The following is a 25780-nucleotide window of genomic DNA, read 5'->3' on the forward strand; positions in this document are numbered from 1 at the left end:
GGATGAAGAGATACGCTAATGCGTTGTGCCAAATGCCACTTGCGACTATCTCAAACGCCAACCTTCGATTTTAGATGTCCAAACCCTTTTTTTCAACCTTATTTTCCTTATAAACCAAGCGCCCGCCTGTTTTGATCACTTGGCCGCCCGGCAATTCGACGTTTCGGCCGCTCTTTGTGCTCACTATCAAACGAGCAACCGCCTCTATATGTTTCAGAGCCAATTGCCTCGTGCTTCCACGATGACGCCCTAACCAGTCTCGGATCAGCCCCTTCAGATCGGCTTCCGAGAGCTGTTTCAGGTCTCCAAGTAACAGTTCGTCTCCGAGTTCCAAACGGTTTCCCTGCTCGGTCGATTTCGGTAACTGCTGCATCAAAGCCGCCGTATTCGCGAGCGTTTCGATGATATGGGGATTAAAATCCTCAAGCAATGGAAGCAGAATTTTTCGAATTCTGACGCGTTTGAAAGCCGTGTCCTCGTTCATCGTGTCGTAGCGGTACTCGACGCCGAGATCATGGCAATAGCCTTCCGTATCCGACCGTTTCGCCCACGTCAACATAGGACGAACAAGCAGAGTAGCGGTTTCGCTTCCAAGATTCCTCACGGCCGTCATCCCGCTCAATCCGTCTGGCCCGCTGCCGCGGATGAGGTTTAGAAGAAAGGTCTCGGCCTGATCGTTTATCGTGTGTCCGGTCAGCACGCAGTGAGCGTTCAGATTTTCCGCAGTGGTTTTGAGAAACTCGTAGCGAGCCAGACGTGCATTTTGTTCGAGATTGCCTTCGCGGCTGACTTTGCCGTGGCCGACGGCTAGTTCGATCTTTCGTTCTATTGCGAGTTTTCGGACAAAATCCTCGTCCGCATCACTCTCGCCATCGCGGATGCCGTGATTAAAATGAGCAGCGACGAGCCGAACCGCGAGTTTTTCTCGCTGGCGAAGCTCCTGCATTCCAAGCAGCAAGCTCAACGAATCCGCACCGCCCGAAACCGCAACGACCACGGTCTCATCTCCAAACGGCAACCCGAGCCGCCGCCATTCCGTGATCAGATTTCGCGTAAAACCGTGCATTTAGATCATTCCGGCCGGTACGCGGCTCTGTTTTGAATGAACATCGTCAGCCGCGAAGTACAAACCAGCTTTCCCTTATCGTTGGTTATCTCGATCTTCCAAACGCTCATCGAACGGCCCGAATGTATCGGCGAAGCCTCAACGGTCAAAACGCCTTTGCTCACCGCCCGCAGATGATTCGCGTTTATCTCCACGCCGACCGGAGTCACCTTTGTCAGATCCGCTCCCGCCACAACACCGATCGAGGCGGCCGTTTCGCAAAGATACAGTGAAACTCCACCGTTCATAATGCCGACGTACTGATGAACCTTTGGGGTGACCTCCATCGTCAGCACCACACGATCGCCAGTCGCCTCAATGATCTTGACGCCGAGGAACTGCATTAGCTCATTCTCGGCAACACTTTTTAGTAGAACTGATCTTTCCATCTACTTATCGAGAAATGCACGAGCGGCTGTTAAGGCTTCTGTCACACGCGAAGGCGACGTACCGCCGATGGCATCCTTTGCCCCGAGCGTCGATCCTAAACTCAACGCATCCGCTACATCCTCGCCGATTTCGGACGAAAACTCTTTCAGTTGTTCGACGCTCAGCTCATGAAGCTCTTTTCCTTCGCTGATCGCATACAGAACGGCACGCCCGACGATTTCGTGTCCGGTTCGAAACGGCACGCCTTTCTTAACCAGATAATCCGCGAGCTCGGTGGCGTTGAGATATCCTTTTGTTGCAGCTGCGAGAGCCCTTTCTTCATTCAAGGTCGCATTGTCCAACACGATCGATGCGGCTCGGAGGGAAATGCTCACGGTGTCGACCGTATCAAAAACGGCTTCCTTGTCCTCCTGCATGTCCTTATTATAGGCGAGTGGCAGGCCTTTGATGGTGGCGAGCAAACCCATCTGGTGGCCGAAAACTCGTCCGGCTTTGCCTCGAAGCAGCTCCAGAGCGTCCGGATTTTTCTTCTGCGGCATCAGGCTTGATCCCGACGAAACCGCATCGCTGAGCGTTACAAACCCAAATTCGTTCGAACAATATATGATCAGATCCTCAGCCAGCCGCGAAAGATGGACCATGATCAGCGAGCACGCCGCGGTAAATTCTACCGCAAAATCACGGTCCGAAACTGCATCAAGGCTGTTTGCCGAAACGCCTTCAAATCTAAGCTCGGCAGCCACAGATTCGCGGTCGATCGGGAAGCTCGTACCTGCAAGTGCTGCCGAACCTAACGGCAAAATATTGACACGTTTGCGGGCATCAGCAAGACGTTCGCTGTCGCGTTTCAGCATTTCAAAATACGCGAGACACCAATGTGCCCACATCACGGGCTGTGCCCGCTGCAGATGTGTGTAGCCCGGCAAAACGGCTTCGCGATGGCGTTCTGCAAGCGATACGAGCGATGACTGGGCAAGATGAATCAACGACGATATCGCGTCTAATTCATCACGCAGCCACAAGCGAAATGCGGTCGCGACCTGATCGTTACGACTGCGTCCGGTGTGCAGTTTTCGTCCGGTATCGCCGATGAGATCTATCAGCTTTCCCTCAATGAATGAATGGACATCTTCGGAATTCGAATGGAGAAAAAACGCGGGATCACTTGCGGCATGCTCGATGAGTTCATCAAGGCCTTCCAGTATCGATACCGCTTCAAGATTAGTGATTACCCTAGCCCGTTTCAATCCATTCGCATGCGCGATACAGCCGCGAACGTCCGCCGCGAACAGCCGTTTGTCGAACCGAAACGAATCGTTGAATTCTGCAAACGTTTCATCCGGTTTTTCCGTGAACCGCCCGCCCCAAAGTTGGCCTGATTTGGTCATTTATATCTCCGTACGGCTATAATTGTAGTTTATTTTTGAAAGCGCCGAAAACTGCTATCGGATCGGTATCGGCTTTAAAATATCCATTGCTATGACCAAGAAAATCAATAAGATCGTCCTCGCCTATTCCGGCGGCCTCGATACGTCGGCCATGCTTTTGTGGCTCAAGGAAACTTACGGCTGCGAAGTCATCTGCTACTGCGCCGATGTCGGCCAGGGCGAAGAACTGACCGGGCTCGAGGAAAAGGCAAAGGCAACCGGTGCTTCGAAACTCTACGTCGAGGATCTTCGCGAGGAGTTTGTCAAAGACTTCGTCTGGATGGCGGTCAAAGCAAATGCTTTATACGAAGGCGTTTACCTGCTCGGCACATCGCTCGCTCGGCCGGTTATCGCTAAACGTCAGATCGAGATCGCGCAGATGGAAGGAGCCGACGCTGTAGCTCACGGAGCGACCGGAAAGGGCAATGACCAGGTGCGTTTTGAGCTGACATACTACTCTCTGCAGCCCGACATCAAGGTCGTGGCCCCGTGGCGGCATTGGGAATTTAAGGGACGTGCGGATCTGATAGCGTATTGTGCGAAACACGGTATTCCCGTTACCGCGACCGCCGACAAACCATATTCGATGGATCGTAACCTGATGCACATCTCTTACGAAGGCGGCATTCTCGAAGACCCGTGGGCCGCTCCTCCGGAGAACATCTTCCTGCTCACCAAATCACCCGAAAACGCCTCGAACACCGCTCAGGAACTTACGATCTCGTTCGAAAAAGGCGAGCCGGTCGCGATCGACGGTGAAAAATACGGTGCGGTCGATCTGCTGACCAAGCTCAACTACCTCGGCGGCGAACACGGCATCGGCCGCGTCGATCTGGTCGAGAATCGCTTCGTCGGAATGAAATCACGCGGCGTTTACGAGACGCCCGGCGTGACGATCCTGCAAGCCGCTCACCGTGCCCTCGAGTCCATCACCATGGACCGCGAGGTCGGCCGCCTGCGAGATTCATTCGGTACAAAATTCGCCGAATCCATCTACTACGGCTTCTGGTTCGCCCCCGAATTCGAGATCCTCAAATCGATGATCAACCAAACCCAGGAAACGGTTAACGGCGATGTCCGCATCAAGCTCTACAAAGGCAACGTCACGATCCTAGGCCGCAAATCTCCGAATTCGCTCTACCGCGAGCGCATCGTCACCTTCGAAGACGATGCCGGAGCATACGACCAGATCGATGCCGAAGGATTTATCAAGCTTCAGGCTCTTCGCTTGAGACTGAGAAAAATGGAATAGCATCCAGCATGTGGAACGAAAAACGTCGGATTTTTGAGCCATAGTTAGGCATTGGCTAGCAGATCACGCAGGATGCCCGGTTTTATTGACTTTGGTCAAGGGTTTTTGCCGGTCTGGTCAAACTAAAACCCTGGATTGGTAGAGGTATTTGTGAGATTGGTCAAACGTGTTTTTGCGGACCGCGGCGGCGCAAACCGTTCGTCATCCACAAACATCAATAGCGTCATCATCGAAATTGATCACTACATCCATCTGCCGTTCCGGTCATGTCGCCCATGACCGGTCATCCGAAACAAACTCCAAAAGTCACGAAAGCCCGGAACTTTGCGTCCGGGCTTTTTGTGTCTCTCGTTTTGTTAATTTCTTAACTTAGATATCCTCTGAATTTCTCCTTGGTCGCGGAGTAGGTGGGAAATATCTTAGACAGGTCTTTCGCTCCCATGTGTTTACTCGCGGCTTCGGCGAAGACGTCGCGGAAATCGGTGGTGACCGAGAGGTCGCGGCCTTCGTTTAGCTGGTCGGGTTTGAGGCCCTTCCAGTCGGCGTAGACCTTGCCGCCTTTGACGTTGCCGCCGAGGATGAACATCGAGTTGCCGTGGCCGTGGTCGGTTCCGCGTGAACCGTTTTCTTTAGCGGTGCGGCCGAATTCGGACATCGTGATCACAACGACGTCGTCCATACGTTTGCCGAGATCTGTTCCAAAAGCAGCGATCGCCGACGCAAAATCCTTGAGCAAATTAGCGAGCTGGCCCTGTGAAGGGTTATTGCCCTGGCCCTGATTTGTGTGGGTGTCCCAGCCGCCCATTTCGGCGAACGCAACCTCTAATCCAACACCGGCTTTGATAAGCTGGGCGATCTGCTGGAGCGAGCGTCCCAAACCGGTTGTCGGATAAACCGCACCGTTTTCGGGTTTGTACTGCGCGGGATTGGCGGTCTTTAGATAATTGACCGCTTCGAAAGTCTCCTTTCCGGTCTCGCCGAGCGAATCTTTGGCGTTCTGCTGATACAGCCCTTCGAAACCGCCTTTCATGTTGTTCGAATAGACACCGGCTTTGATCGAAAAATCAGCCAAATTTGCCATCGCGACCGAAGGCGAGCGGCCGTAGAGCGAACGCGGCAGCTGCTGCGTCATCGCGACGGCACGGAATGGCGAATCGTCCTTGCCGCCCGTGCCCTGCAGGACGCGATTGAGCCAACCGTCCTTAGTGCCTTTGTTGCCGGGCGTCCCGGATTCCATGTAATCCTGAGCGTCGAAGTGTGAACGCGTATTGTCAGGCGAACCGGCGGCGGTCACGATAGCGAGATTTTTGTTTTTCCAGAACGATTCGAGCGGTTTCATGCTCGGGTGCAGGCCGAAGAATCCATCGAGATCGATCGCACCGTTCGGTTTGTTCGGTGCCGGAATGGCGATCGTGGGACGCAGGCTGTAATACGAGTCTTCAGCATAAGGCACGACCATGTTCAGGCCGTCGACCGCTCCGCGTTGGAAAATCGTGACCAGCACCTTCTTCTTGCCGTAGCCTTCTCGCACAGCAGCCGCAGTTGCAAACTGATGCAAAAAATCCGGCGCCGCCGCCATAAACCCAAAGCTCGCCAGCCCGATGCCGCTCGTTTTCAAAAAATATCGTCTATCCATAATTGCTTATCCCGTGAAAAATATTTTATCAGCCACAACCTTAGACGCACACGTTTGTGAAATGGTCAGATTATTATCGTAGACATCTCTGAAAACTCCCCGCTACCCAGCTTCGTGGAGATCTCAGTTGATCTAACCGCAGATGACGCGGATATGTATAAATAAATTACGATCTATCTGCGCCTATCCGTTTTTTCTGCGTTATCTGCGGCTAATTACAACCCGGAACTCAGTCATTTTCTAATAGGCCGCCAATATCCGATAATGTAAAGATGCGCGAGGAATTTGTTCAACTCATAATAGACCGGCTCAACCAAAACAGCGACGCGATCAAAGCTGACTTTGCGGCGGACAAGGGTGTCGCGGCTCATTTTACGGCCATCGACGATCTGCTGCCGTATGACGTCGCACGCCGCGTCTCTGATGCGTTTCCGCCGCCAAGCGAAATGCGGCTGATGGATACGTTTCGTGAACGGAAGCATACTTCGAAAAGCCTCGACAAATTTGACCCGATAATTTCGGACATCACCTTCGCTTTTCAGGAAAAGCGGGTGATCGAGCGCGTCGCCGAACTCACGGGCATCAGTGACGCGGTCGGCGATCCGCATCTTTATGCCGGCGGCCTGAGTGCGATGTCGCGCGGACATTTTCTGAATCCGCATATCGACAATTCTCACGACGGCGAACAGCAGAATTACCGCGTGCTCAACCTGCTCTACTACATCACGCCCGATTGGGACGCGGCGAACGGCGGCAATCTCGAACTCTGGGACGCGAATGTAACGACACCGATCGAGATCCCGAGCCTCTTCAACCGCCTCGTCCTGATGTCGACGAACGACAAGTCATTCCACTCCGTCAACGAGGTCAAGGCCGACGGCGTGCGCCGCTGCGTGTCGAACTACTATTTCTCACCCCACTCGCCAAACGGCTACGAAACCACCCACGTCACCTATTTCATGGCCCGCCCCGAACAGAAGCTGCGACGCATCGTCACCAAACTCGACAGCGAACTGAGAACCAAATTGAGAAAGATAAAAAAAGACGGCTTTGCGAAGAAAGATGTGTTTGAAGGGTAGCGGGAGAGCTGGCATCGTCCCACCCGTTTTTTGGTTCGAAGAGATTTCAACGCAAAGCCTTAAGAAGCAAGGCCGCCAAGATAAGAAGGTTGATCGAGACGAATGATCGAGCTCCGTAGGAGCGGCATGTTTGTAGAAACGGATCGTCAGAAGATATTGTCCAGCCCCTTCAGGGGCGACACCGTCGTTGTTATGTCACGGAGATGGTTCCGCTCCTATGGAGCTCGGCGAGAGATCCTTGATGGGTCTTCTACAAACATTTCGCTCCTAACGGAGCTAAGATCGAATAACGCGGATTTTGCTTAACTAGAAGCTTTGTATTAGAAATGGGGAGATGGCTGGGTTTTTACGCCAGCCACTGCACCGTTTCGGCTCGTGAAAGAAATCACCAAAAACGAGCTGAACATTTGTATTGACGCCTAATTTCAGATGAAAGTTGCCATTTAGTTAGCGGGCTAACGTTATGTTAGCCTGCTAACATAGTGCTTTAGATGGCATCGACGATCGCGTTCAGCGTGCCGGAAGGCCGCATCGCAGCGTATGCCTTGTCAGGATCCGGATGATAATATCCGCCGACATCCTGTGGCTTTCCTTGTGCTCCGATCAGTTCATCGTTGATCTTTGCTTCGTTTTCCTGCAAAGCTTTGGCGACCGGAGCAAATTTTGCGGCGATCTCGGCGTCCGCGGTTTGTTCGGCTAGAGCTTCGGCCCAATACATCGCCAGATAGAAATGCGAGCCGCGGTTGTCGATCTGGCCGACCTTTCTGGCAGGCGATTTGTCGGTTGCGAGGAATTTTGCATTCGCCGCGTCCAGGGCATCGGCGAGGATCTGGGCTTTATTATTGCCCGTGGTCTGTGCGACGTGCTCGAAACTTGCCTGCAGAGCCAGGAATTCGCCGAGCGAATCCCAACGCAGATAACCCTCTTGCAGGAACTGCTGGATGTGTTTCGGAGCCGAGCCGCCGGCTCCGGTCTCGAACAAACCGCCGCCGTTCATGAGCGGGACGATCGAGAGCATCTTGGCCGAGGTTCCGAGTTCCAAAATAGGGAACATATCGGTCAGATAATCACGCAAAACATTGCCCGAAACCGAGATCGTGTCCTTGCCTTCGCGCGCACGTTTTAAGGTCGCGGCAACGGCGTCTTTGACGTCCATGATCTGGATGTCAAGGCCGGTAAGATCGTGATCTTTGAGGTATTTTTCGACCTTTTTGATGATCTGAGCGTCGTGTGCACGGTCGTGATCGAGCCAGAATATTGCCGGCGTGTCGGAAAGTCTTGCACGGTTTACCGCGAGTTTTACCCAGTCCTGGATCGGAGCGTCTTTGGCCTGGCACATTCTGAAAATATCGCCGTTCTGCACGCTTTGTTCGAGCAGGACGTTTCCGTTTTCGTCCTCGACCTTAACCGTGCCTTCGCCCGCGATCTGGAATGTTTTGTCGTGCGAACCGTATTCCTCGGCCTTTTGAGCCATCAGGCCGACGTTTGGAACGGAACCGAAAGTTTTCGGGTCGATCGCTCCGTTCTGCTTCATGTCGTCGATGATCGCCGCGTAAAATCCGGCATAGGTGCGGTCGGGGATGATGCAGACCGTATCTTCTTCATTGCCTTCCGCGTTCCACATTTTGCCGCCGCCTCGAACGAGAGCCGCCATCGACGCATCGACTATCACGTCTGATGAAACGTGGAAATTCGTGATGCCTTTGTCGGAATTGACCATCGCGAGCTTCGCACTGTTTTGAATGGTATTTGCGATGTCCGCTTTGATCTCAGCCTCTTGCGGATGTCCCGAGATCTTCTCGTTTAGCGTTGCGAGGCCGTAGTTCGGATTGATATCCAGCTCGGCAAAAACGTCCTTGTATTTCTCAAAAACGTCCTTGAAATAGGTCTCGACGATCGCTCCGAAAATGATCGGGTCAGAGATCTTCATCATCGTCGCTTTCAGGTGAGCTGAAAGCAGAACGTCTTTCTCTTTTGCTTCAGCGATCGCTTCTTTGACGAACGATGTCAACGCCGAAAGCGTCATCACCGACGAATCGATCACCTCGCCCGCTTTTAACGGAGCGAAGTCCTTCAGAACCTTTTCGGAACCGTCGCTGCCGTAGAAAACGTTGCGGAATTTACCGTCGTTTTCAACAGTTGTAGAATTTTCCGTCCCAAAGAAATCGCCGCTGGTCATGTGCGCGACCGAGGTTTTCGAATCGGCGGCCCACACACCCATCCGGTGCGGATTGACCTTGGCGTAATTCTTTACGGCTTTTGGGGCCCGGCGGTCGCTGTTTCCTTCTCGCAGGACCGGATTTACGGCACTTCCGAGGGCCTTGGCATATTTCTTGTTGATGGCCTTTTCTTCGTCAGTCTTGGGCTCGACGGGGTAATTTGGCAGCGCATAGCCCTGTTTCTGAAGTTCGGAGATCGCTTCCTCAAGCTGCGGAACGGAGGCCGAGACGTTTGGAAGCTTGATGATGTTGGCTTCCGGTTTGGTCGCGAGTTCGCCCAACTGTGCGAGTGCATCGGGTGTCTTTTGTTCGCCTGTCAGATACTCCGGAAAGTTAGCCAAAATGCGACCCGCGAGCGAGATATCGGGAACCTCAATGTCGATGTCCGCAGCCTTGGTAAACGCCTTAACTATCGGTAAAAAAGAAAACGTCGCGAGCATCGGAGCCTCGTCCGTCAATGTGTAATAGATCTTTGATTTGTCTGCCATTTTATCGCCTGTTTTAATATAAAGGTTGGGTCTATCGACCGGTTTTATTGCTGAGTTTGAGCGTATATTTAGAACTCAGGATCTTGTTTAGTACACTAAACAATTAACGCTATCTTAAGTTGCTTTGAGATAAAAGGTAAATTTCGCTCGTAAGATTATTCTTCTCACACCTCTCCGACAGATTGTATGAAGAGCTCTACCGTACATATCCATTTGTTGATCGTGGCTTTGCTCTTGTTCTCGGCTGGCTGCGGCCCGCAGGCCTTACGCGTTGTTATGCCATCGACTGAAGCTGGCCTGGTCGAAACACGGCTGGGCGAATCGAATTACTATATTTCGATACCTGAAACATTACGCGTTGCAGAAGCCCGCGGAAAAGAAGGGCAGCTCGGGTACAACATCCTCGCCAAAGATCCGGCGTCTGATCTCTACGGGTTCGTCGAGATAAAAAAGGGACAGGGAATACATTCCGGTTCAGATACCGAGACAAAGCCATTTTTAAGGTCGCGGCTTATTAAAGACGATGTTGTGTGGTCGGTTGTAAAAACAAGCACGGGAACGCTGACTGCCGCGACAAACGAGACTGGCGATCTGAATGCTCGTGCATCGTCTAAAAACGAGAATGGCCTCGAAAGAATGATCGCGATCATCGCAACGCTTCGAACGAAATGAGTTATTCGGTTTGATCCGCAATGAATATCAGACAGATACACCCGGACTTTCTCTACCTGCTGGAATTCAAGCAGCCAGAGCTGATCGAGCTGTTTATTGATCTGCGGGAGTTTGTTTTGGAGATATATCCGGATAGCAATGAACTGCTTTATCATACGCACGCATTGACGGCGGGGTTTTCGCTGTCAGACCGGCTGGCCGACACGTTCTGCGTTTTACCGATCTACACGAATCACGTAAATCTCGGCCTGAATAAGGGCACGCTGCTGCCAGATCCGCATAAGCTTTTGAAAGGAACCGGAAATCTAATGCGTCATATCCCGGTCGCAAAACGCGAAGACTATCGAAACGACGCGGTCAGAGATCTGCTGTCGGCCGCGGTCGAATTGGCGATCAGCGATATGGACAAGCCGAGTGAATTGAAAGGAAAGACCATATCGAGGATAAAGGCAAAGTGAGATATTATTAAGAATATGCGTCAGTTTTCCTTTCTATCGATATTCGCGGTCGTCCTGTGTCTTGCAGGGTCGTCTTTCTCGCAGGGCTCGAAGGAGATCTTTCGCGATTCGGATGGGAATTTGGTGTCGAATAACGAATTCGTGGATATCAGAATGGCGAATTTCAACTACCCCGATGCCACGATCGTAAAAACGCTGGCAGACGGCACGAAAGAATTTCAACTGCAAAAGGTCCCGCAGGAAGGCATGGCGGCTCCTGCGTTTTCGGTCAAAACGCTCGACGGAAACCGCGTCGATCTGGCTGCATTGAAAGGCAAGGTCGTGGTGCTCAATTTCTGGTTTATCGGCTGTGCATCTTGCCGGGCACATCAGCCGAAACTGAATGAACTAAAGGCGAAATTCGCGGGTCATGAGGATGTGGTTTTCCTCGCGATAACGGCCGATCCGGCGGGCGACGTCAAGAAATATCTGTCTAAAGAGCGATTCGATTATCCGCAGACCACGGACGCAGACGCCCTGATCAAGGCTTTTCGCGTCGCCGTTTATCCAAAAAATATCGTTATCAACAAGGACGGCGAGATCGTCTACTGGCGAAGCACGATCGCCGCGTGGGACAAGTTTGAATCAGTGATCAGACAGGAGTCAGCGAAAAATTGAAATCCAAGATCCAAAATCCAAAATCCAAGATCGCCCAACCGCTGGTGTCGATAATAATGGGCAGCAAGTCGGACTGGCCGACGATGGAGATCGCTTCGCAGACGCTCGACGAATTTGGCGTGGCGCACGAGAGCAAGGTGGTGTCCGCGCACCGCACGCCTGATCTGCTATTCGAATTTGCAAAAACGGCAGAAGAACGCGGCATCGAGGTCATCATCGCCGGTGCCGGCGGCGCCGCTCATCTGCCGGGAATGTGCGCTTCGCAGACAGTTTTGCCGGTGCTCGGCGTTCCGGTTGAAAGCCGAGCGTTGAAGGGGCTCGATTCGCTGCTTTCGATCGCTCAGATGCCGGCTGGCGTTCCGGTTGGAACGCTAGCGATCGGGCAAGCGGGAGCCAAGAACGCGGCGCTTTTGGCGATCTCGATACTTGCGAATTCGCGTCCCGATCTTCGAAAGAAACTGCATAAATTTCGCAGTGAACAAACCAAAAGCGTTCTTCGTTCTAAGCTGGATAAGGAGAAAAAATGATCAGTAAATACAAACGTCTTTATCTCAGCAGAATTTATGCGAGTTTTGGGCTCGCTCTTTTATTTTACACGCTGGCTCTTGGGGTTTCGGCTCAAAGCGATGAGGTTGATAAGGTCGTCGTGGCGGAGATGCAGCGGCAGAAGATTCCCGGCGTGGCGGTCGCGGTGATACGCAATGGCAAGGTGATCAAGGGAAAAGGGTTATGGCCTGGCGAATGTCGAGTTGAACGTTCCGGTAACGAGCGAGACGGCGTTCAAGATCGGTTCGATCAGCAAACCGATCATCGCCATCGGAGTGATGAAACTGGTAGAGGAAGGCAAGATCGGGCTCGACGATCCGGTCGGGAAGTATTTTCCAGAAGCTCCGGATACGTGGAAAGGGATCAAGATCCGCAATCTGCTGAGCCACACGTCGGGCATCATCCGCGAGGCTCCGGGCTTTGATCCGCTGAAGCTCCAGCCGAATTACGACGTGATCAAGACAGCTTTTCCTGTGCCGCTAGTTTTTGCGCCGGGCGAGAAATATCAATATTGCAACGTAGGTTACTTCTCGCTCGCCGAGATCATCACTCGCGTGAGCGGCAAAGCGTGGCCCGATTATCTTAGCGAACTGATCTTCAAACCGCTGGGTATGTCAGCGACGCGAACGACCTCGAATTTTGACATTATCCAGAATCGTTCCGGAGCTTACGTCATTGACGGGGCAAAAATGTCGAATGCGGAATCATATCGAGCCCTGCGTCCGAGCGGTGCTTTTTACTCGAATCTCAAAGACATGATCAAATTCGATCTCGCCCTCGAGAACGGCGGACCGTTGAAGAAAGAGACTCTGGCGTCGATGATGACTGCTTATAAGCTGAACGACGGCCAGTTGGCCCCGTATGGATATGGGTTTGTGGTCGGTGCTTATCGCGGTAAGAAACGGCTCGGTCATGGCGGCAGTCTGGCTGGTTTCAGATCAGATCTCGCGATCTTTCCCGAGGACAAATTGAGTGTTATCGTGTTCGCAAATCTCGATTCGGCCATTCCCGGGATCATCGCGAACCTTGTCGCAGACGTTTACATTGATTTTCCCGAGGCCGCTCGTCCCGCTCAATAAATGACCGCTGAAGAGATCATTTCCGAGCTTCGCGAACTCGCCGATCCGTCGCGGACAGGCGTTTACGAGCGATATGCGATAAGAACGAAGGAACTGCTCGGGATATCGGCCCCTGAGGTTAAAGCGTTTGCCAAAGAGGTCAAGAAGCTGGTATCCGACCGCCATGCGGTCGCCGGGGAGCTTTGGCGGAGCGAGATATACGAGGCGCGTGCCGTCGCGTATTTGATCGACGATCCTAAGCTCGTCACGCCGGAGCAGATGGACGCGTGGTGTTGCGATTTTGACAATTGGGCAACGGTCGACGGTGCCTGCGGTTATCTATTTTGCCGGACGCCGTATGCTTACGAAAAAGCCGTCGAGTGGACGGCTCGCGAGCCGGAATTTGAGAAACGCGCAGGTTTTTCGATGATGGCTTACCTGGCGGTTCATGATAAGAAGGCTCCGGACGACAAGCTTGCCGCGTTTTTCCCGCTCATCGAGCTACACTCGGAAGATCCACGAAATTTTGTTAAAAAGGCTGTCAATTGGGCGCTTCGACAGATCGGCAAACGCAGCTTGACTCTAAATGGCCTCGCTGTGCAGGCAGCGATGCGAACTAGGCAGCAGGGCACGACCTCCGCCAAATGGATCGCCGCAGACGCGTTGCGTGAACTCGAGAGTGCTGCAGTGCTCGAACGGCTCCGAAACAAAGATACGAAAAATAATATTAGTAAAAAGTAAAACTTGTTTATCATTGTGCATTTGTTACAGCGAGAGCGTCTTGGACGACTCTCGTTTTTATCAAAATGCGCAGAGATATAAGAGCTTGCAGATATTGTACGTCGGCGAATGTTGTCAAAAACACTCACTGCCGGCGGTGCAATCGTTGGCTCGGCCCGCAGGAATCTGCAAACGATAACCCTAAAGGTGTTCACTCGCGGTTCACGAGGTGGCAGCGGAATTTGGCAGTCACGGCCATCGCGGCGGTGATCGCCGTCGGTTCGCCATATATCTATTCTATGTTCGATGGTAACTCGACCAGAGAACTTGCCGCTCCGAATCCAGCGGCATCGCTACCGCTTCCTGAATCCGCACTGCATTCAGTCATCTCATCCAGCGATAGAAGCAAACAGGTCAATCGGAAGGTAGAAAGAGAACGGAAACAAGACACGCAGATCGCGTCGCGAAAGCGGTAAAATATCCCCTAATCAGAATCCGTCAGTTTTAGAAATAACTCCTTTCGCCACTTCGATATTCCGCAACACTCTGTGCTAATCTCTTGTTTTTCCAGAGATTTATATGATCCTTCCGGGTTCGACGATAGGCGTTTTCGGCAGCGGGCAGCTCGGGCGTATGTTTGCGATCGAGGCTCGTAAGATGGGCTATCGCGTGCATACCTTTTCGCCTGAGAGCGACACGCCGACCGGGCAAGTGGCGGATATCGAGACCTGCGCGGGTTACGACAATCTGTTCGAGGTGCGGACGTTTGCACAGAGTGTGGATGTGGTGACGTTTGAGTTTGAGAATGTCCCTGCAGCGACAGTCGATGCGGCGGCGGAGTTTGTCGAGGTCTTTCCAAAGGGCGAGATACTGCACACGACGCAGAACCGTTTGCGTGAAAAGACGTTTTTGTCGTCAAACGGTTTTCCCGTCACGCCGTTTCGGCATATTAAGACTATCGACGAATTGCGGGCCGCGGTCAGCGAACTCGGGCTTCCATGCGTGCTAAAAACGGCCGGATTCGGCTACGACGGCAAAGGGCAGGCGAAGATCAAAGCGGCGGGCGATGTAGAAGCCGCTTTCGCCGGGCTGAACGGAGCCGACGCTGTGCTTGAGGCTTTCGTCGATTTTGAAAAAGAGGTTTCTGTCGTCTGTGCCCGTGATCGGAAGGGTAATTTTGCCCATTTTCGCGTCATCGAGAACGAGCATGCTAATCACATCCTCGACGTATCGTTCGCACCGGCGGTTGTTTCGGAGAAGGTCTTTGCTGACGCGGTTGAGATCACACGCAGCATCGCGGATTCTCTGGATTATGTCGGCACGTTGTGTGTCGAGTTTTTCTTGACGCGTGACGAAAAGCTGCTCGTTAACGAACTTGCGCCGAGGCCCCATAATTCGGGGCATCTGACATTTGACGCGTGTGTGACGTCGCAGTTTGAGCAGCAATTGCGGGCCGTTTGCGGTTTGCCGTTGGGCTCGACCGAGTTTTACCGTCCGGCGGCGATGGCGAATTTGCTGGGCGATGTTTGGTCGAACGGCGAGCCGAACTGGGCCGCAGCGTTAGAATTGCCCAACGTGAAATTGCATCTTTACGGAAAGGTCGAACCGCGTATCGGCCGCAAGATGGGACATCTGACCGCGACCGCCGATACTGCCAAAAAAGCGGTCGATCTCGTCCGCGAAGCAAAACGGCGGCTAAACAACCCGGCGTCCTAAACTTACACCTGCGACTACGCCCAAAAATCCGACGATCACGCTAAGGGCGAGATACAGAAAAGCGGTGATCAACTGCCTTTCCTTAAAGAGCCCGAACATCTCCATTTCAAAGGTCGAGAAAGTCGTAAAAGCACCGAGAAAACCAACAATTATTGCCATCCTCAGGTTCTCGTTCGATGAATATTTGTCCGCGAACAGGATCATCAAGAATCCGATCAGAAAAGAACCAGTAATGTTGATAACGAACGTCGGCAGCGGGAATTTATCAAAAACCGCATTTAGGGGCGAGACGTTGATCAGGTAACGAGCGACCGCTCCGAAAGCTCCGCCGATGGCGATAGATAGGATCTTGCCGAGTTCTTCCATTCGAACAGTATATATTACAAGCGTTTACCGTCTCAGGAGTTCTAAAAAGAAAAAAATTGACGCGATTTTGCAGAAGGGGCTATACTCCTTTTTAAGTTCTACCCCTGAACTCTAACATCCCGGTCGTTCGATCGTCCTGATCGACGGCTATCACCCATTCCGCTGTTGCAGCAGCATTAAGGAGATTTCATGAACTTGCGAAAGTTCTTTGTGTCTGTTTTTCAGCCCAGGGTAATGAGTTTCCGCTTTGCCCTAAAATTAGCTTTGCTGTCAGGTTTTGTTCTGGCTTCAGGATTTATTGCAGGCAGCTATGCACGAACTTCTCAAGTGTTTGCTCAGACAGTTGACAAACAAATAAGCTTGGGCACCCCGCTAACCAATCCTCAAATAAAGTTCTCCGAACTGAAGGTAGGAACCTCCGGAAGAATTTTTGGCGAAAGTTTCCGCGAAAATCGTGGATGGATCGCGAAGGTCGCATTTGACGCCGAGAATATTTCAGAACAGGAAATCGTCGGAATAGAAATGAGAATCCGATTTCCGGAAACCAAAGCGACCGGCAACCAGATGAACTGTGTATTCCTCCTCGGAAAGCGCCCCGGCAGACCGGTAAATCCGGCAGAGCTGCCAGTAAAACCGCTCAGCATCCAAAAAGGGGAGAAGATTCAGATCTCGCTCGCGGAACAATATGAAAATATGGTTCGGTTCATCTCTAAAAGAATGAACATTGACGATGTAAATAAGATACAGATCGAAGCAAGTTTCATCTTCTTTGCTGATGGTACGGGCTTTGCGATCGGTCAATTTATGCGAAGAGACCCGGTTCAGGAGAATCGATGGATTCCGTTTGAGCCATCGAAAAAGGAGGACAAGCCGTGAGGAGATATGTATTTTTCCTCATCATGCTTGGAGCGATTGGATTTAGTTTTTCATTCGCTTACGATTCCTTCCGGCAACCTAAAATAGCTCATTCTCAAGGGGTCGCTACCTGCGGGCTGGACACCGTAACCGTAAGATTGCCCGGCGGCCTTGCAAAAGAAGCGGGTGGCGGCCTGCTGATGAGTCTAACGCCCTATCTGTTGAAAATGGTCAATAACAAGAATTATGTACTTTTCTTAAAACCGGCCGATGGCCAGGCGTCCGCTCTGACAACCGTGCGTGGTTCGCAGGGAATATTCGAGCTTCCCGCGGATGGAAGCGGTGTCATTCATCTTGGCTCCGCATTCGAGCCGCAACCAGGTCCGCCGCGTCAGGAACAAAGCGTTTTTCTTGAGGCCGTAAGACGCTTCAGATCAAACTAGATATTGGCAGACATTTCAACAAAATAGCCGCTAACTGAAAAGTAGCGGCTATTTTCTTTGGCTTGACTCCGCAATTGCATCCAAAACAAATCATTTGCCCGATATCGCTGCACCAAGTAAACTTAAAGGTTATGGCTGAAGCAGTTGCATTTTCGCTTGGGGCTGACCGGACGACCCGTTATGACGAGATCGTGCCGCAGATCGCGGCTTTGATCGAGGGCGAGACGGACCTGATCGCCAATCTGGCGAACGTCGCGGCGGTGCTGAAGGAAGTTTTCGGGTTCTTTTGGGTCGGGTTTTATTTGAAGAAGGAAGGCCAGCTTGTTTTAGGACCTTTCCAGGGGCCGTTGGCTTGTACGCGGATAGATTTTGACAAGGGTGTCTGCGGCCACGCCTATTCGACCGGTGAAACCGTGATCGTGCCGAATGTAGATGAATTCCCTGGGCATATCGCCTGTGCGTCGGCGTCAAGATCAGAGATCGTTCTGCCGATCAGGGCGGCGAATGGTGAGGTGGTTGGCGTGCTGGATGTTGACAGCGAAAGGCTGAATGATTTTTCCAGGGTCGATGCCGAAGGTTTGAGAAGGATCATAGATAGGATCGAGAAAACACTTTAACGCTTATTTTTTATGACACCTGTTGAGCACCCTTATTGGGTTTGGATAACCTTTTTTGGTGTGGTGCTGACGGCGCTTTTTGTCGATATCGGTATCGTCAACCGCAAATCTCACGCGCCAACGCGTAAGGAAACCATTGTCTGGAGCATCATTTGGGTCTCATTAGCCCTTACCTTCAATGTGTTCGTCTATTTTCAGGTGGGCAATCACACGGGCGACTGGAATCTCGCCCTTGCCCAAGGGAAACTCTTTTTGACGGGCTACCTGATCGAACTCTCGCTCTCGGTCGATAATCTTTTCGTCATCCTGCTCATCTTCACTTTCTTTAAAGTTCCCAAGAAATTTCAGCATCGCGTGCTGTTTTGGGGCATCATGGGTGCGCTTGTAATGCGTATGGTGATGATCTTTGCGGGAGCCGAGCTGGTCGAGCGGTTTCACTGGATCATCTATATTTTCGGAGCGTTCCTGGTCTACACGGGCCTGAAGATGTTCGGGAATGACGAGGATAATTTCGAGCCGCACGAGAGTGCGATCGTTAAGCTCGCGACCAAATACATCCGCATCAGCAAGCATTACGACGAAGAGAAATTCTTCACCGTCAAAGATGGCGTCAAAACCGGAACGCTTTTACTGCTCGTTCTGATCGTCATCGAGTTTACTGATCTGGTTTTCGCGGTCGATTCGATCCCTGCAATATTTGGGATCACGACCGATCGGTTCATTGTTTATACTTCGAATATCTTCGCGATACTCGGTCTCAGGACGTTCTTTTTCCTGCTGGCCGATCTTGCCAGCAAGTTTCATTACCTGAAATACGGCCTCGCATTCGTGCTCACATTTATCGGTGCAAAAATGCTGCTGCCTCTGCTTGGAACAGGGCTGATGATGGCAATGGGCGAGGGCAGCACTTCGGCGTTTGCCGATTTTCTGCGGCGTTACAATAACCACGAATTTGAGCAGGCGGTCATCAATATCTCGCTCGGCGTCGTCGCCGGCGCGATCTTGCTTTCGATCCTGATCTCGATGGTTTTTCCCGCTCCAGCGGAGGAAGTGGATGCAGAAGAAGAATTAATTTCGGACGAGGAAGAGTTTATCTAAGCCACGAAAATGCCGGACAATCAGTACCGAAAATTTTACGTTGACTGGTGGAATATCCGCAAGAGCACGATCTGGGGCACTATCGCGGTTATCGTCATCGCTGCGTCACTGGCTGGCGGAACTTGGTACGCGTCGAAGCACAACTGGTTCATACCGGACGAAAAAGAAGATATTCCTAAAGATTCCGCCCGCATTCTCTCATTCGAGGGAGAGGTGCGAATTACACGCGCAGCGACTCGCGAAACGATCCTTGTTACCAAGGCAACTTACGCTTCACCTGGCGATATAATCCAGACGATGTCAGACGGCCGGGCGATCATTCAGATGATCGACGGCTCGCGGTACCAGCTTAGGCCGAACGGTGCGATCACGATCAAGGACAACAAAACGTTTCTCGGCGGTCGCAACGTGCGCGTCATGCTCGACGACGGACAGCTGAACGTTCGCACTGATGAACAGGCGCAGGATACGAATAACATCGTCGAGGTCGCGGATTCAGAGAACAAGCTTCTATCAAATACTGATGCGACATTCGATGCCGATTCGCAAACCAATCAGGGCGAGATCCGCATCAGTCGCGGCGGCGTGGAAACGACCATCGGCGGCGAGAAAACGACAATTAGCGAGAACGAATTTGCGTCGGTCAAAGGCGGAAAGCTGTCGGAGAAAGAGCGGTTGATGCAGGCTCCGCGTCCACTTTCGCCTGATAACTCGGGGCAGCTAGTTGATTCGGGCAGCGGCGTAAATGTTGGGTTTAGCTGGCAGGATGCCGAGGGAAATCCGGCGGCCAGCTATCATCTGCAGGTTTCGCGATCCCCGACATTCGCTTCTGACGCCATAATGGTTGACCGCAGCGGGCTGACGGGCCGTGATTTCCGGCTAGCGGCTCTTTCACCCGGAAACTACTATTGGCGGGTCAAAGCTACGGGGCGCTCAGGTCAGGTGACAAATTGGAATGACCCGTGGAAGTTCATGGTAGTTCGCGCGGGAGAGAGTATTACTATCGACGCATCTGAGTGGAGCGTAGAACGTGTCGGCGGCAATGTTTACATTCTGAGCGGCCGGACTCGGCCGGGTGTCACGGTAAAATCGCAGGGCCGTGAGACAAATTCGGGAAGTGATGGGGCGTTCAAAATGCAGATATCCTCCCCGTCGGTTGAGTCGGCCGTCGAGATAACCGATGATCGCGGCAACCGCAGCGGATTTATCATATCTCTTCGCAACGGTGCGGTGCTCAGGCGCTACTAATCTAGATGGGACACAGTCATGAACATAGCGATTCGAACCTGAGCCGTACTGGGCGGCTGAAATTCGCGCTCGGGCTGACGTTTCTATACATGCTCGTCGAAGCGGTCGGTGGTTGGCTGACCAATTCGCTTGCGCTCATCGCCGACGCAGGCCACATGCTTACTGACGTCGCGGCTCTGACGCTGACGCTCTCGGCGATCTGGTTCGCAAGCCGGCCGGCGACTGCTAAGAAGACATTTGGTTATTATCGCCTCGAGATCCTCGCCGCTTTTGTAAATGGAATCGCGCTCGTTCTGCTCTCGATCTGGGTCATCTACGAAGCCTACGAACGTTGGCAAACGCCGCCGGTGATCAACGGAACGCGGCTCGCGGTCATCGCGGTCGGCGGCCTGATCGTAAACATCGTCGCCGCAAAGCTCCTGCATCACGGTCATCAGCATGATCTGAATATGCGCGGAGCGTGGCTCCATGTGATGGGCGATCTGCTCGGCTCCGTGACGGCGATCGTCGCAGGTATTTTGATCGCAGCTTTCGGCTGGTTATGGGCAGATCCGCTCTGCAGCGTGTCGATCAGCCTGATAATTATCTTTGGCTCGTGGCGGCTCATCATGGATTCGGTAAACGTTTTACTCGAGGGAACGCCAAAGCATATTGACCTTGCCGCCGTTGAAAACACTATTCTGGAAACTACCGGTGTCGCCGGTGTCCACGACCTCCATGTCTGGACCATATCGTCGGGCATGGAAGCACTGTCCGCACATATCAGTCATGACGAAACCGTCGTTCATTCAGATTTGCTGGTAAAGGTTCGAGACCGTCTTCACGCCTCATTTGGAATTGATCATCTGACGATCCAGATGGAAACCATCGGCCGCGAAGACGACGCGATCTACGTTTGTGAAACCGGTTCACGTTGTTTCGAGCCTGCCAAGCAGCATTAATGGCCAGATCGACCCTACGATGCCAATCATTGACCTTAAATACGGACACGGAACTATCTCCTTTGATCACGACGAACGGTTCGAGGTGCTCGGCGAAGCTTCCGAACAAACTGCGCTGTCGGATATCGAGATCGGTGAGAAACTTGATCAGCCGATAGATTCGCCAGCTCTCGAAGAGGTCGTAAACGCGGGCGAGTCAGTCCTGATCGTCGTTCCAGATGCCACGCGGCAAACGGCGTGCGGACAGATCATAAACCTCGTGGTTCGCCGCCTGATCGCGAACGGGACCGCACCGCACGACATCCGGATCATCTTTGCTACCGGCATTCACCGCAAGGTAACGGACGAAGAAAAAGCCGTAATCCTGACGCCATTCATATTTCAGCGAATAAAAACGCTCGATCACGATCCGCGAGATCTGATGCAGCTTATCCAACTCGGCGAAACGTCCGGCGGTATCCCGATCGAGCTGAATCGAGCCCTCGTTGAACACGACCACGTGATCCTGATAGGCGGCGTTTCGTTCCATTATTTCGCAGGTTTTACGGGCGGGCGAAAGCTTGTATGCCCGGGTCTTGCCTCGGCAAGAACGATATCGGAAACGCACAAGCTGGCATTCGATTGCTCGACAAAATCGCGCCGCAATGGAGTTGATACGAGTTTGCTTGATGGAAATGCGGTTCACGAATCATTCATGGAGGTCGTAGCGAAGATCGATCCGGCATTTGCGATTACCACGGTGGTAAATGACAAAGGCGATGCCGTCGATCTGTTTTGCGGTAACTGGAAAGTATCGCATCGAGCAGCCTGCCATTCCTACGGGGCGGCACACACCGTCACTATTCCTGAAAAACGTGATCTCGTTGTCGTCAGCTGCGGCGGCTTTCCGTACGACATTAACATGATTCAGGCGCACAAGGCGCTTGAGGCCGCATCGCATGCGTGCAACGAGGGAGGGACGATCGTTTTCCTTGCTGAGTGTACGGATGGTTTGGGCCGCGATGATTTTCTAAAATGGTTCGACGCGGAAAATGAAGGCGGACTGGCCGAACGCCTTTGCGCAAAGTATCAGGTTAGCGGGCAGACCGCGTGGAGCTTGTTAAGCAAAGCTGAAAGGTTCGATATTAAGATCCTGACAGAACTTGATAGTGCCGTGACGCAAAAAATGCGGCTCGAAAAGATCGATGCCGCACAGTTTGCAGAACTTTGTAAACGCGTGAGTAGTGGCTACATCTTTAAGAACGGAGCCAAATGTAACCTTAGCCTGCCTTAACGCTGAAGGTCCTGGCGATCGAATCCGTTTGATTTCGCAGCCCGCGAAGTGAATCTTTCTGCCCCGTAAAACGCAGAATATAAATTGTCGTGTCGTTCGCCTTTAAGAAATAAAACCTACCGCTCATGTTGCGTCCGGCTGCAACGTATTCAAAATTGTAAACGGAGCCTTTCAGTTTCCCGGAGATCAGCTCTTCTTTTCCCGAGACAAATCCCGGCCGGAACTGAAGCTTCTGTTCTTCGTCCTGGACGACGTCCGCCATTATCGAACCTTTGGGAATCGAGAGTTTTCTGACTTCAAGGTGTCCATCGAAACGGTCGCCGTAAACGTACTCAACGTTAGGGCTGGTGGCGGACGGCTTCACCGTCATCTTCCACTTTGCCTCCGGAATGGTAAAGCTGTAGTCAACGGTTGGATCGTTAAACACGTCGTCCTGAGCCACAGCCGAGAAGGCTGCTAGAGCGATCAGGCACAACAACATAACAAACGAGAGCTTATTCGATTTCATCTTTTCCTCTACTATTCACGCGACCTAACGGTCATTTTAGCCTAGAGCGGCCTAAAGTCTAAACTTGGATGTGATGCCTTAGGCTATTGTTGTATGTTTTCAAGAATTTGGACCGCTCTTGTCTATTTACTTCGTCCTTTTGAACCGTGAGGGCGTCTAAGTTGGCAGGAATACTTTTTCCACATTTATCATTCACGGGGTAATACATCATGAATAAACGCATTTCTCTGCTAAAAAAGGTTTTTGCTGCCGCTTCGATAGCAGCAATGCTTGCTCCGGCGATGGTGCTAAGGGTTGACGCCAAAAGCATTGCAAAGCCATTGAGCGAGGATCAGAAGATCATTCACGTCCTCAACCGCCTCGGCTTCGGAGCTCGTCCTGGTGATGTCGCGAAGGTTAAAGCGATCGGGCTGCAAAGGTACATCGACCAGCAGCTAAATCCCGGTGCGATCGACGATTCGGTTGCCGAAGCTAAAGTTAAAGGACTCGAGGTCTTTAATATGTCAACGGCTGAGGTATTTGCAAAATATCCGAATCCGGGGGCTCTGCTTCGCCAATTAGAAGGCGGCCGAGTGGCTCAGGCGAACGCCCAGACACAAAAAACTGCGGCTACACCGGCTGAAGCCCCTAAAGATCCTGATGCTATGACAAAGGAAGAGCAGCAGGAACGCCGTGACAAAATACAGCAGATCTACGCAAAATACGACCTCAAACCTGCGGGTCAATTGGTTCCGCAGATAGTCGCAAATCGCGTGTTACGTGCAGTTTATTCGGAAAAACAGCTGCAGGAAGTGATGGTCGATTTTTGGCAAAACCATTTCAATGTATTTTCCGGAAAAGCAGCGGTTAGATGGTACATACCGAGCTATGAACGCGACGTCCTGAGAAAGAACGCGCTTGGTAACTTCAAGGATCTCGTTGTCGGAACCGCCCAGCACCCGGCGATGCTGTTCTTTTTAGATAATTTCGAATCCGTATCGCCCAACGCACGAGCGGTAAATCCGGCAGCGGCGGCATTTCTTCAGTCGATGCTTCGCGACGGCAAGCTGCCGAGGCAGGCACGCGAGCGGATCAAGACTCAATTCGGCGTGACCGACGAACAGATCGATCAGCGGCTGAGGGATATGAAAGCCGCGCAAAATCAGCAGCAGCAGCGTCCAAAACGCGGCATTAACGAGAATTACGCCCGTGAGCTAATGGAGCTACACACGCTCGGTGTCGATGGTGGATACACGCAGGCTGACATCATCGAGGTTGCTAAAGCGTTCACCGGTTGGACTATCACAGATCCGCGCGGTTATCGCCGTGCGGCAGCGAGCATGATCGACGGTACCGAAGAAAAGCGTCTCGCACGGCTTCAAAAACAAGCGGGCATTCCTGACGATGTCGAAAGCGGCGAATTCTATTTCAATCCTCGGTGGCACGATCCGAATCCGAAAAAGGTTCTTGGCGAGACAGTAAACGAAGGCGGCGTTAAGGACGGCCTTAAGGTCATCGACATTCTCGTTTCGCGACCGCAGACGGCGAAATTCATCGCCCGCAAGCTCGCGAATAAATTCGTCAGTGATAACCCGAGCGACGCTCTGGTCGGCCGCGTCGCGGAGGCTTTTCAAAAGTCGAAAGGCGACATTAAGACCACGCTAAAAGCTCTTTTCGGCGATAAAGAATTTTTCGCACCCGAAATTTACCGTGCGAAGATCAAATCGCCATTTGAACTCGCCGTCAGCTCGATCCGTGCACTCGGTGGCAATACGAATGCGAGCCCGGCGTTTCTTGCAATGCTCAACAAACTTGGTGAGGTTCCGTATGGATATCAGGCACCGACCGGTTATCCGGATACGGCGGAGGACTGGGTGAATACGGGTGCGTTGCTCGAACGGCTTAATTTTGCGGTAGCGATCGCAAGTAATCGTATCCCCGGAACCCGCGTGGATCTAAAGGACTTTTCAACCACAGATAAGGCAAAATCGCTCGACCGAGCGATCGCTGAGATACTGGATGGCGATATCTCACCGGCGACCAAGGCAAATCTTTTGAAGCAGCTCGAGCAGCCGCTTCCCGACGTGAAGGCAGGAAAAGAGCTCACAGACGAGGTCGAGGTTCCAAATATGAGAACGCCTGGCCAGCAAGGCGGCCAAAACCGCCAGGCTCGGTTACTGAATCCGACAGGCAATCCGGATGTTTTTAAGGCGGTCAGCCTCGTCCTAGGAACTCCCGAATTTCAGCGGCAATAGATTTATTCTGTCTGAAGAATTTCCGCCGGCAGCCAGCCTTCTGGCCGTCGGCGGTTTTTATGTAGGACGACCGATGGCAAAAACCTTGATCAACGCGAACCCGGCGACAAATCCGCCGATGTGAGCTGCATAAGCGACCCCGCCGCCGCTTGATGGTGAAAGATAACCGAGTACGATCTGGTAAACGATCCAGATCCCGAGAGCGACATAAGCTGGCACGGTCGTGAGAAAATTGAAGATCAATGCCTTAACCTGCCGGTTTGGAAACATCAGTAAATATCCGCCCAGAACACCCGAGATCGCACCTGATGCTCCGAGCATCGGGATGATCGAATCGGAGTTCATCAAGATCTGAGCCATTGCGGCAGCAACGCCGACCACGATATAAAAAACCGCGTACCGGATGTGTCCGAGAAGGTTTTCGAGGTTGTCCCCGAAAACAAAGAGGAACAGCATATTGCCGAAGATATGCATGATATCGCCATGCATGAACATCGAGCTGAGAAAGTTGAAATACACGGGCAGCGGTGTTGCGTATTGCGGTATCTGAGCCGTGTTTCCGAACGAATCGCGGATTATCTGCACACCCGTTAGATCGACGCCCGTGGTGATCTCCCTGGGAACGAGCGAGAACGCGTAGGTAAACGCATCATTTCCGCCGAGCTGCTGCAGCAGCAAGAACACAAGAATATTAATACCGATGAACGAATAGTTCACTATCGGTTGAATACGCCTGTCAGAGTTGTCGTCGCCGATCGGGAACATATAGGTCCT

26 protein-coding genes are annotated in these 25780 nt (G+C 52.3%); 18 read left to right on the forward strand and 8 right to left on the reverse strand.

Going from position 1 to position 25780, the window contains the following annotated elements:
* Positions 1-70: 70 nt before the first annotated feature.
* Genes tilS through argH form a run of 3 tightly spaced genes read right to left on the reverse strand, consistent with a single transcriptional unit; the run spans position 71 to position 2883 of the window.
* The gene (gene tilS, locus IPG22_09920) at positions 71-1066 is read right to left on the reverse strand and encodes a tRNA lysidine(34) synthetase TilS (GenBank protein ID MBK6588595.1); all 996 of its coding nucleotides are present in this window, start codon (positions 1064-1066) and stop codon (positions 71-73) included.
* A 5-nt stretch (positions 1067-1071) separates the two neighbouring features.
* Positions 1072-1494, reverse strand: coding sequence for a PaaI family thioesterase (locus IPG22_09925; GenBank protein MBK6588596.1), 423 nt, complete (start codon positions 1492-1494; stop codon positions 1072-1074).
* Positions 1495-2883: an argininosuccinate lyase gene (gene argH, locus IPG22_09930; protein ID MBK6588597.1), complete on the reverse strand. Its 1389-nt coding sequence runs from the start codon at positions 2881-2883 to the stop codon at positions 1495-1497.
* 91 nt (positions 2884-2974) lie between these two features.
* On the opposite strand from argH, the gene IPG22_09935 reads away from it, so the two are divergent.
* Complete coding sequence (locus IPG22_09935; GenBank protein MBK6588598.1) at positions 2975-4174, forward strand: argininosuccinate synthase; 1200 nt, start codon at positions 2975-2977, stop codon at positions 4172-4174.
* A 364-nt stretch (positions 4175-4538) separates the two neighbouring features.
* Here IPG22_09935 and IPG22_09940 read toward each other — a convergent pair whose 3' ends face one another.
* Complete coding sequence (locus tag IPG22_09940; GenBank protein MBK6588599.1) at positions 4539-5810, reverse strand: DUF1501 domain-containing protein; 1272 nt, start codon at positions 5808-5810, stop codon at positions 4539-4541.
* Between the two features lie 272 nt (positions 5811-6082).
* Between IPG22_09940 and IPG22_09945 the strand changes: the two genes are divergently transcribed.
* Positions 6083-6889 (forward strand): 2OG-Fe(II) oxygenase, encoded by an 807-nt coding sequence (locus IPG22_09945; protein MBK6588600.1) that lies wholly within the window; start codon positions 6083-6085, stop codon positions 6887-6889.
* A 487-nt stretch (positions 6890-7376) separates the two neighbouring features.
* Here IPG22_09945 and IPG22_09950 read toward each other — a convergent pair whose 3' ends face one another.
* Positions 7377-9596, reverse strand: a complete 2220-nt coding sequence (locus tag IPG22_09950; GenBank protein MBK6588601.1) for an NADP-dependent isocitrate dehydrogenase — start codon at positions 9594-9596, stop codon at positions 7377-7379.
* Between the two features lie 186 nt (positions 9597-9782).
* Between IPG22_09950 and IPG22_09955 the strand changes: the two genes are divergently transcribed.
* From IPG22_09955 to IPG22_09990, 8 genes are all read left to right on the forward strand, one after another.
* The gene (locus tag IPG22_09955; protein MBK6588602.1) at positions 9783-10268 is read left to right on the forward strand and encodes a hypothetical protein; all 486 of its coding nucleotides are present in this window, start codon (positions 9783-9785) and stop codon (positions 10266-10268) included.
* 20 nt (positions 10269-10288) lie between these two features.
* Complete coding sequence (locus IPG22_09960) at positions 10289-10726, forward strand: DUF1801 domain-containing protein (GenBank protein ID MBK6588603.1); 438 nt, start codon at positions 10289-10291, stop codon at positions 10724-10726.
* Positions 10727-10741: 15 nt separating this feature from the next.
* Positions 10742-11383 carry a TlpA family protein disulfide reductase gene (locus IPG22_09965; protein MBK6588604.1) on the forward strand — a complete coding sequence of 214 codons (642 nt, stop codon included), beginning with the start codon at positions 10742-10744 and terminating at the stop codon, positions 11381-11383.
* Between the two features lie 56 nt (positions 11384-11439).
* Positions 11440-11910, forward strand: coding sequence for a 5-(carboxyamino)imidazole ribonucleotide mutase (gene purE, locus IPG22_09970; protein MBK6588605.1), 471 nt, complete (start codon positions 11440-11442; stop codon positions 11908-11910).
* Between the two features lie 222 nt (positions 11911-12132).
* A complete protein-coding gene (locus IPG22_09975; protein ID MBK6588606.1) occupies positions 12133-13008 on the forward strand; it encodes a beta-lactamase family protein in 876 nt (291 codons plus the stop codon).
* Positions 13009-13728, forward strand: coding sequence for a DNA alkylation repair protein (locus IPG22_09980; GenBank protein ID MBK6588607.1), 720 nt, complete (start codon positions 13009-13011; stop codon positions 13726-13728). It begins immediately after the preceding gene.
* A gap of 221 nt (positions 13729-13949) precedes the next feature.
* Complete coding sequence (locus IPG22_09985) at positions 13950-14183, forward strand: hypothetical protein (protein ID MBK6588608.1); 234 nt, start codon at positions 13950-13952, stop codon at positions 14181-14183.
* 103 nt (positions 14184-14286) lie between these two features.
* The gene (locus IPG22_09990) at positions 14287-15423 is read left to right on the forward strand and encodes a 5-(carboxyamino)imidazole ribonucleotide synthase (GenBank protein MBK6588609.1); all 1137 of its coding nucleotides are present in this window, start codon (positions 14287-14289) and stop codon (positions 15421-15423) included.
* Here the strand turns inward: IPG22_09990 and crcB are convergent.
* Entirely contained in the window at positions 15403-15789 is a 387-nt protein-coding gene (gene crcB / locus IPG22_09995; GenBank protein ID MBK6588610.1) for a fluoride efflux transporter CrcB, read from the reverse strand. The two genes, IPG22_09990 and crcB, sit on opposite strands and share 21 nt — an antisense overlap.
* A 210-nt stretch (positions 15790-15999) precedes the next feature.
* Between crcB and IPG22_10000 the strand changes: the two genes are divergently transcribed.
* From IPG22_10000 to larA, 7 genes are all read left to right on the forward strand, one after another.
* Positions 16000-16665, forward strand: a complete 666-nt coding sequence (locus tag IPG22_10000; GenBank protein ID MBK6588611.1) for a hypothetical protein — start codon at positions 16000-16002, stop codon at positions 16663-16665.
* Positions 16662-17087, forward strand: coding sequence for a hypothetical protein (locus tag IPG22_10005; GenBank protein MBK6588612.1), 426 nt, complete (start codon positions 16662-16664; stop codon positions 17085-17087). The genes IPG22_10000 and IPG22_10005 overlap by 4 nt, the downstream gene beginning before the upstream one ends.
* Before the next feature lie 131 nt (positions 17088-17218).
* Positions 17219-17704, forward strand: a complete 486-nt coding sequence (locus IPG22_10010; GenBank protein ID MBK6588613.1) for a GAF domain-containing protein — start codon at positions 17219-17221, stop codon at positions 17702-17704.
* Positions 17705-17716: 12 nt separating this feature from the next.
* A complete protein-coding gene (locus tag IPG22_10015) occupies positions 17717-18802 on the forward strand; it encodes a TerC family protein (GenBank protein ID MBK6588614.1) in 1086 nt (361 codons plus the stop codon).
* Positions 18803-18811: 9 nt separating this feature from the next.
* Positions 18812-20050 carry a carboxypeptidase regulatory-like domain-containing protein gene (locus tag IPG22_10020; GenBank protein MBK6588615.1) on the forward strand — a complete coding sequence of 413 codons (1239 nt, stop codon included), beginning with the start codon at positions 18812-18814 and terminating at the stop codon, positions 20048-20050.
* 5 nt (positions 20051-20055) lie between these two features.
* Entirely contained in the window at positions 20056-20991 is a 936-nt protein-coding gene (locus IPG22_10025) for a cation transporter (protein ID MBK6588616.1), read from the forward strand.
* The gene (gene larA / locus IPG22_10030; GenBank protein MBK6588617.1) at positions 20948-22264 is read left to right on the forward strand and encodes a nickel-dependent lactate racemase; all 1317 of its coding nucleotides are present in this window, start codon (positions 20948-20950) and stop codon (positions 22262-22264) included. Before IPG22_10025 ends, larA begins: the two co-directional genes overlap by 44 nt.
* Here the strand turns inward: larA and IPG22_10035 are convergent.
* On the reverse strand, positions 22251-22772 hold the full coding sequence (locus tag IPG22_10035) for a hypothetical protein (GenBank protein MBK6588618.1): 522 nt from the start codon (positions 22770-22772) through the stop codon (positions 22251-22253). The genes larA and IPG22_10035 overlap by 14 nt on opposite strands.
* Positions 22773-22981: 209 nt before the next feature.
* On the opposite strand from IPG22_10035, the gene IPG22_10040 reads away from it, so the two are divergent.
* Positions 22982-25006, forward strand: coding sequence for a DUF1800 domain-containing protein (locus IPG22_10040; GenBank protein ID MBK6588619.1), 2025 nt, complete (start codon positions 22982-22984; stop codon positions 25004-25006).
* A gap of 57 nt (positions 25007-25063) precedes the next feature.
* Here the strand turns inward: IPG22_10040 and IPG22_10045 are convergent, their stop codons facing one another.
* Positions 25064-25771, reverse strand: a complete 708-nt coding sequence (locus IPG22_10045; protein MBK6588620.1) for a rhomboid family intramembrane serine protease — start codon at positions 25769-25771, stop codon at positions 25064-25066.
* Positions 25772-25780: the final 9 nt, after the last annotated feature.

It is taken from the genome of Acidobacteriota bacterium (genome assembly GCA_016703965.1).
GTDB lineage: Bacteria > Acidobacteriota > Blastocatellia > Pyrinomonadales > Pyrinomonadaceae > OLB17.

Coding starts and splice junctions, on each gene's coding strand:
- tilS (MBK6588595.1), bottom strand. CDS start 1,066: ATGCACGGTTTTACGCGAAATCTGATCACGGAATGGCGGCGGCTCGGG.
- IPG22_09925 (MBK6588596.1), bottom strand. CDS start 1,494: ATGGAAAGATCAGTTCTACTAAAAAGTGTTGCCGAGAATGAGCTAATG.
- argH (MBK6588597.1), bottom strand. CDS start 2,883: ATGACCAAATCAGGCCAACTTTGGGGCGGGCGGTTCACGGAAAAACCG.
- IPG22_09935 (MBK6588598.1), top strand. CDS start 2,975: ATGACCAAGAAAATCAATAAGATCGTCCTCGCCTATTCCGGCGGCCTC.
- IPG22_09940 (MBK6588599.1), bottom strand. CDS start 5,810: ATGGATAGACGATATTTTTTGAAAACGAGCGGCATCGGGCTGGCGAGC.
- IPG22_09945 (MBK6588600.1), top strand. CDS start 6,083: ATGCGCGAGGAATTTGTTCAACTCATAATAGACCGGCTCAACCAAAAC.
- IPG22_09950 (MBK6588601.1), bottom strand. CDS start 9,596: ATGGCAGACAAATCAAAGATCTATTACACATTGACGGACGAGGCTCCG.
- IPG22_09955 (MBK6588602.1), top strand. CDS start 9,783: ATGAAGAGCTCTACCGTACATATCCATTTGTTGATCGTGGCTTTGCTC.
- IPG22_09960 (MBK6588603.1), top strand. CDS start 10,289: ATGAATATCAGACAGATACACCCGGACTTTCTCTACCTGCTGGAATTC.
- IPG22_09965 (MBK6588604.1), top strand. CDS start 10,742: ATGCGTCAGTTTTCCTTTCTATCGATATTCGCGGTCGTCCTGTGTCTT.
- purE (MBK6588605.1), top strand. CDS start 11,440: ATGGGCAGCAAGTCGGACTGGCCGACGATGGAGATCGCTTCGCAGACG.
- IPG22_09980 (MBK6588607.1), top strand. CDS start 13,009: ATGACCGCTGAAGAGATCATTTCCGAGCTTCGCGAACTCGCCGATCCG.
- IPG22_09990 (MBK6588609.1), top strand. CDS start 14,287: ATGATCCTTCCGGGTTCGACGATAGGCGTTTTCGGCAGCGGGCAGCTC.
- crcB (MBK6588610.1), bottom strand. CDS start 15,789: ATGGAAGAACTCGGCAAGATCCTATCTATCGCCATCGGCGGAGCTTTC.
- IPG22_10010 (MBK6588613.1), top strand. CDS start 17,219: ATGGCTGAAGCAGTTGCATTTTCGCTTGGGGCTGACCGGACGACCCGT.
- IPG22_10015 (MBK6588614.1), top strand. CDS start 17,717: ATGACACCTGTTGAGCACCCTTATTGGGTTTGGATAACCTTTTTTGGT.
- IPG22_10020 (MBK6588615.1), top strand. CDS start 18,812: ATGCCGGACAATCAGTACCGAAAATTTTACGTTGACTGGTGGAATATC.
- IPG22_10025 (MBK6588616.1), top strand. CDS start 20,056: ATGGGACACAGTCATGAACATAGCGATTCGAACCTGAGCCGTACTGGG.
- IPG22_10035 (MBK6588618.1), bottom strand. CDS start 22,772: ATGAAATCGAATAAGCTCTCGTTTGTTATGTTGTTGTGCCTGATCGCT.
- IPG22_10040 (MBK6588619.1), top strand. CDS start 22,982: ATGAATAAACGCATTTCTCTGCTAAAAAAGGTTTTTGCTGCCGCTTCG.
- IPG22_10045 (MBK6588620.1), bottom strand. CDS start 25,771: ATGTTCCCGATCGGCGACGACAACTCTGACAGGCGTATTCAACCGATA.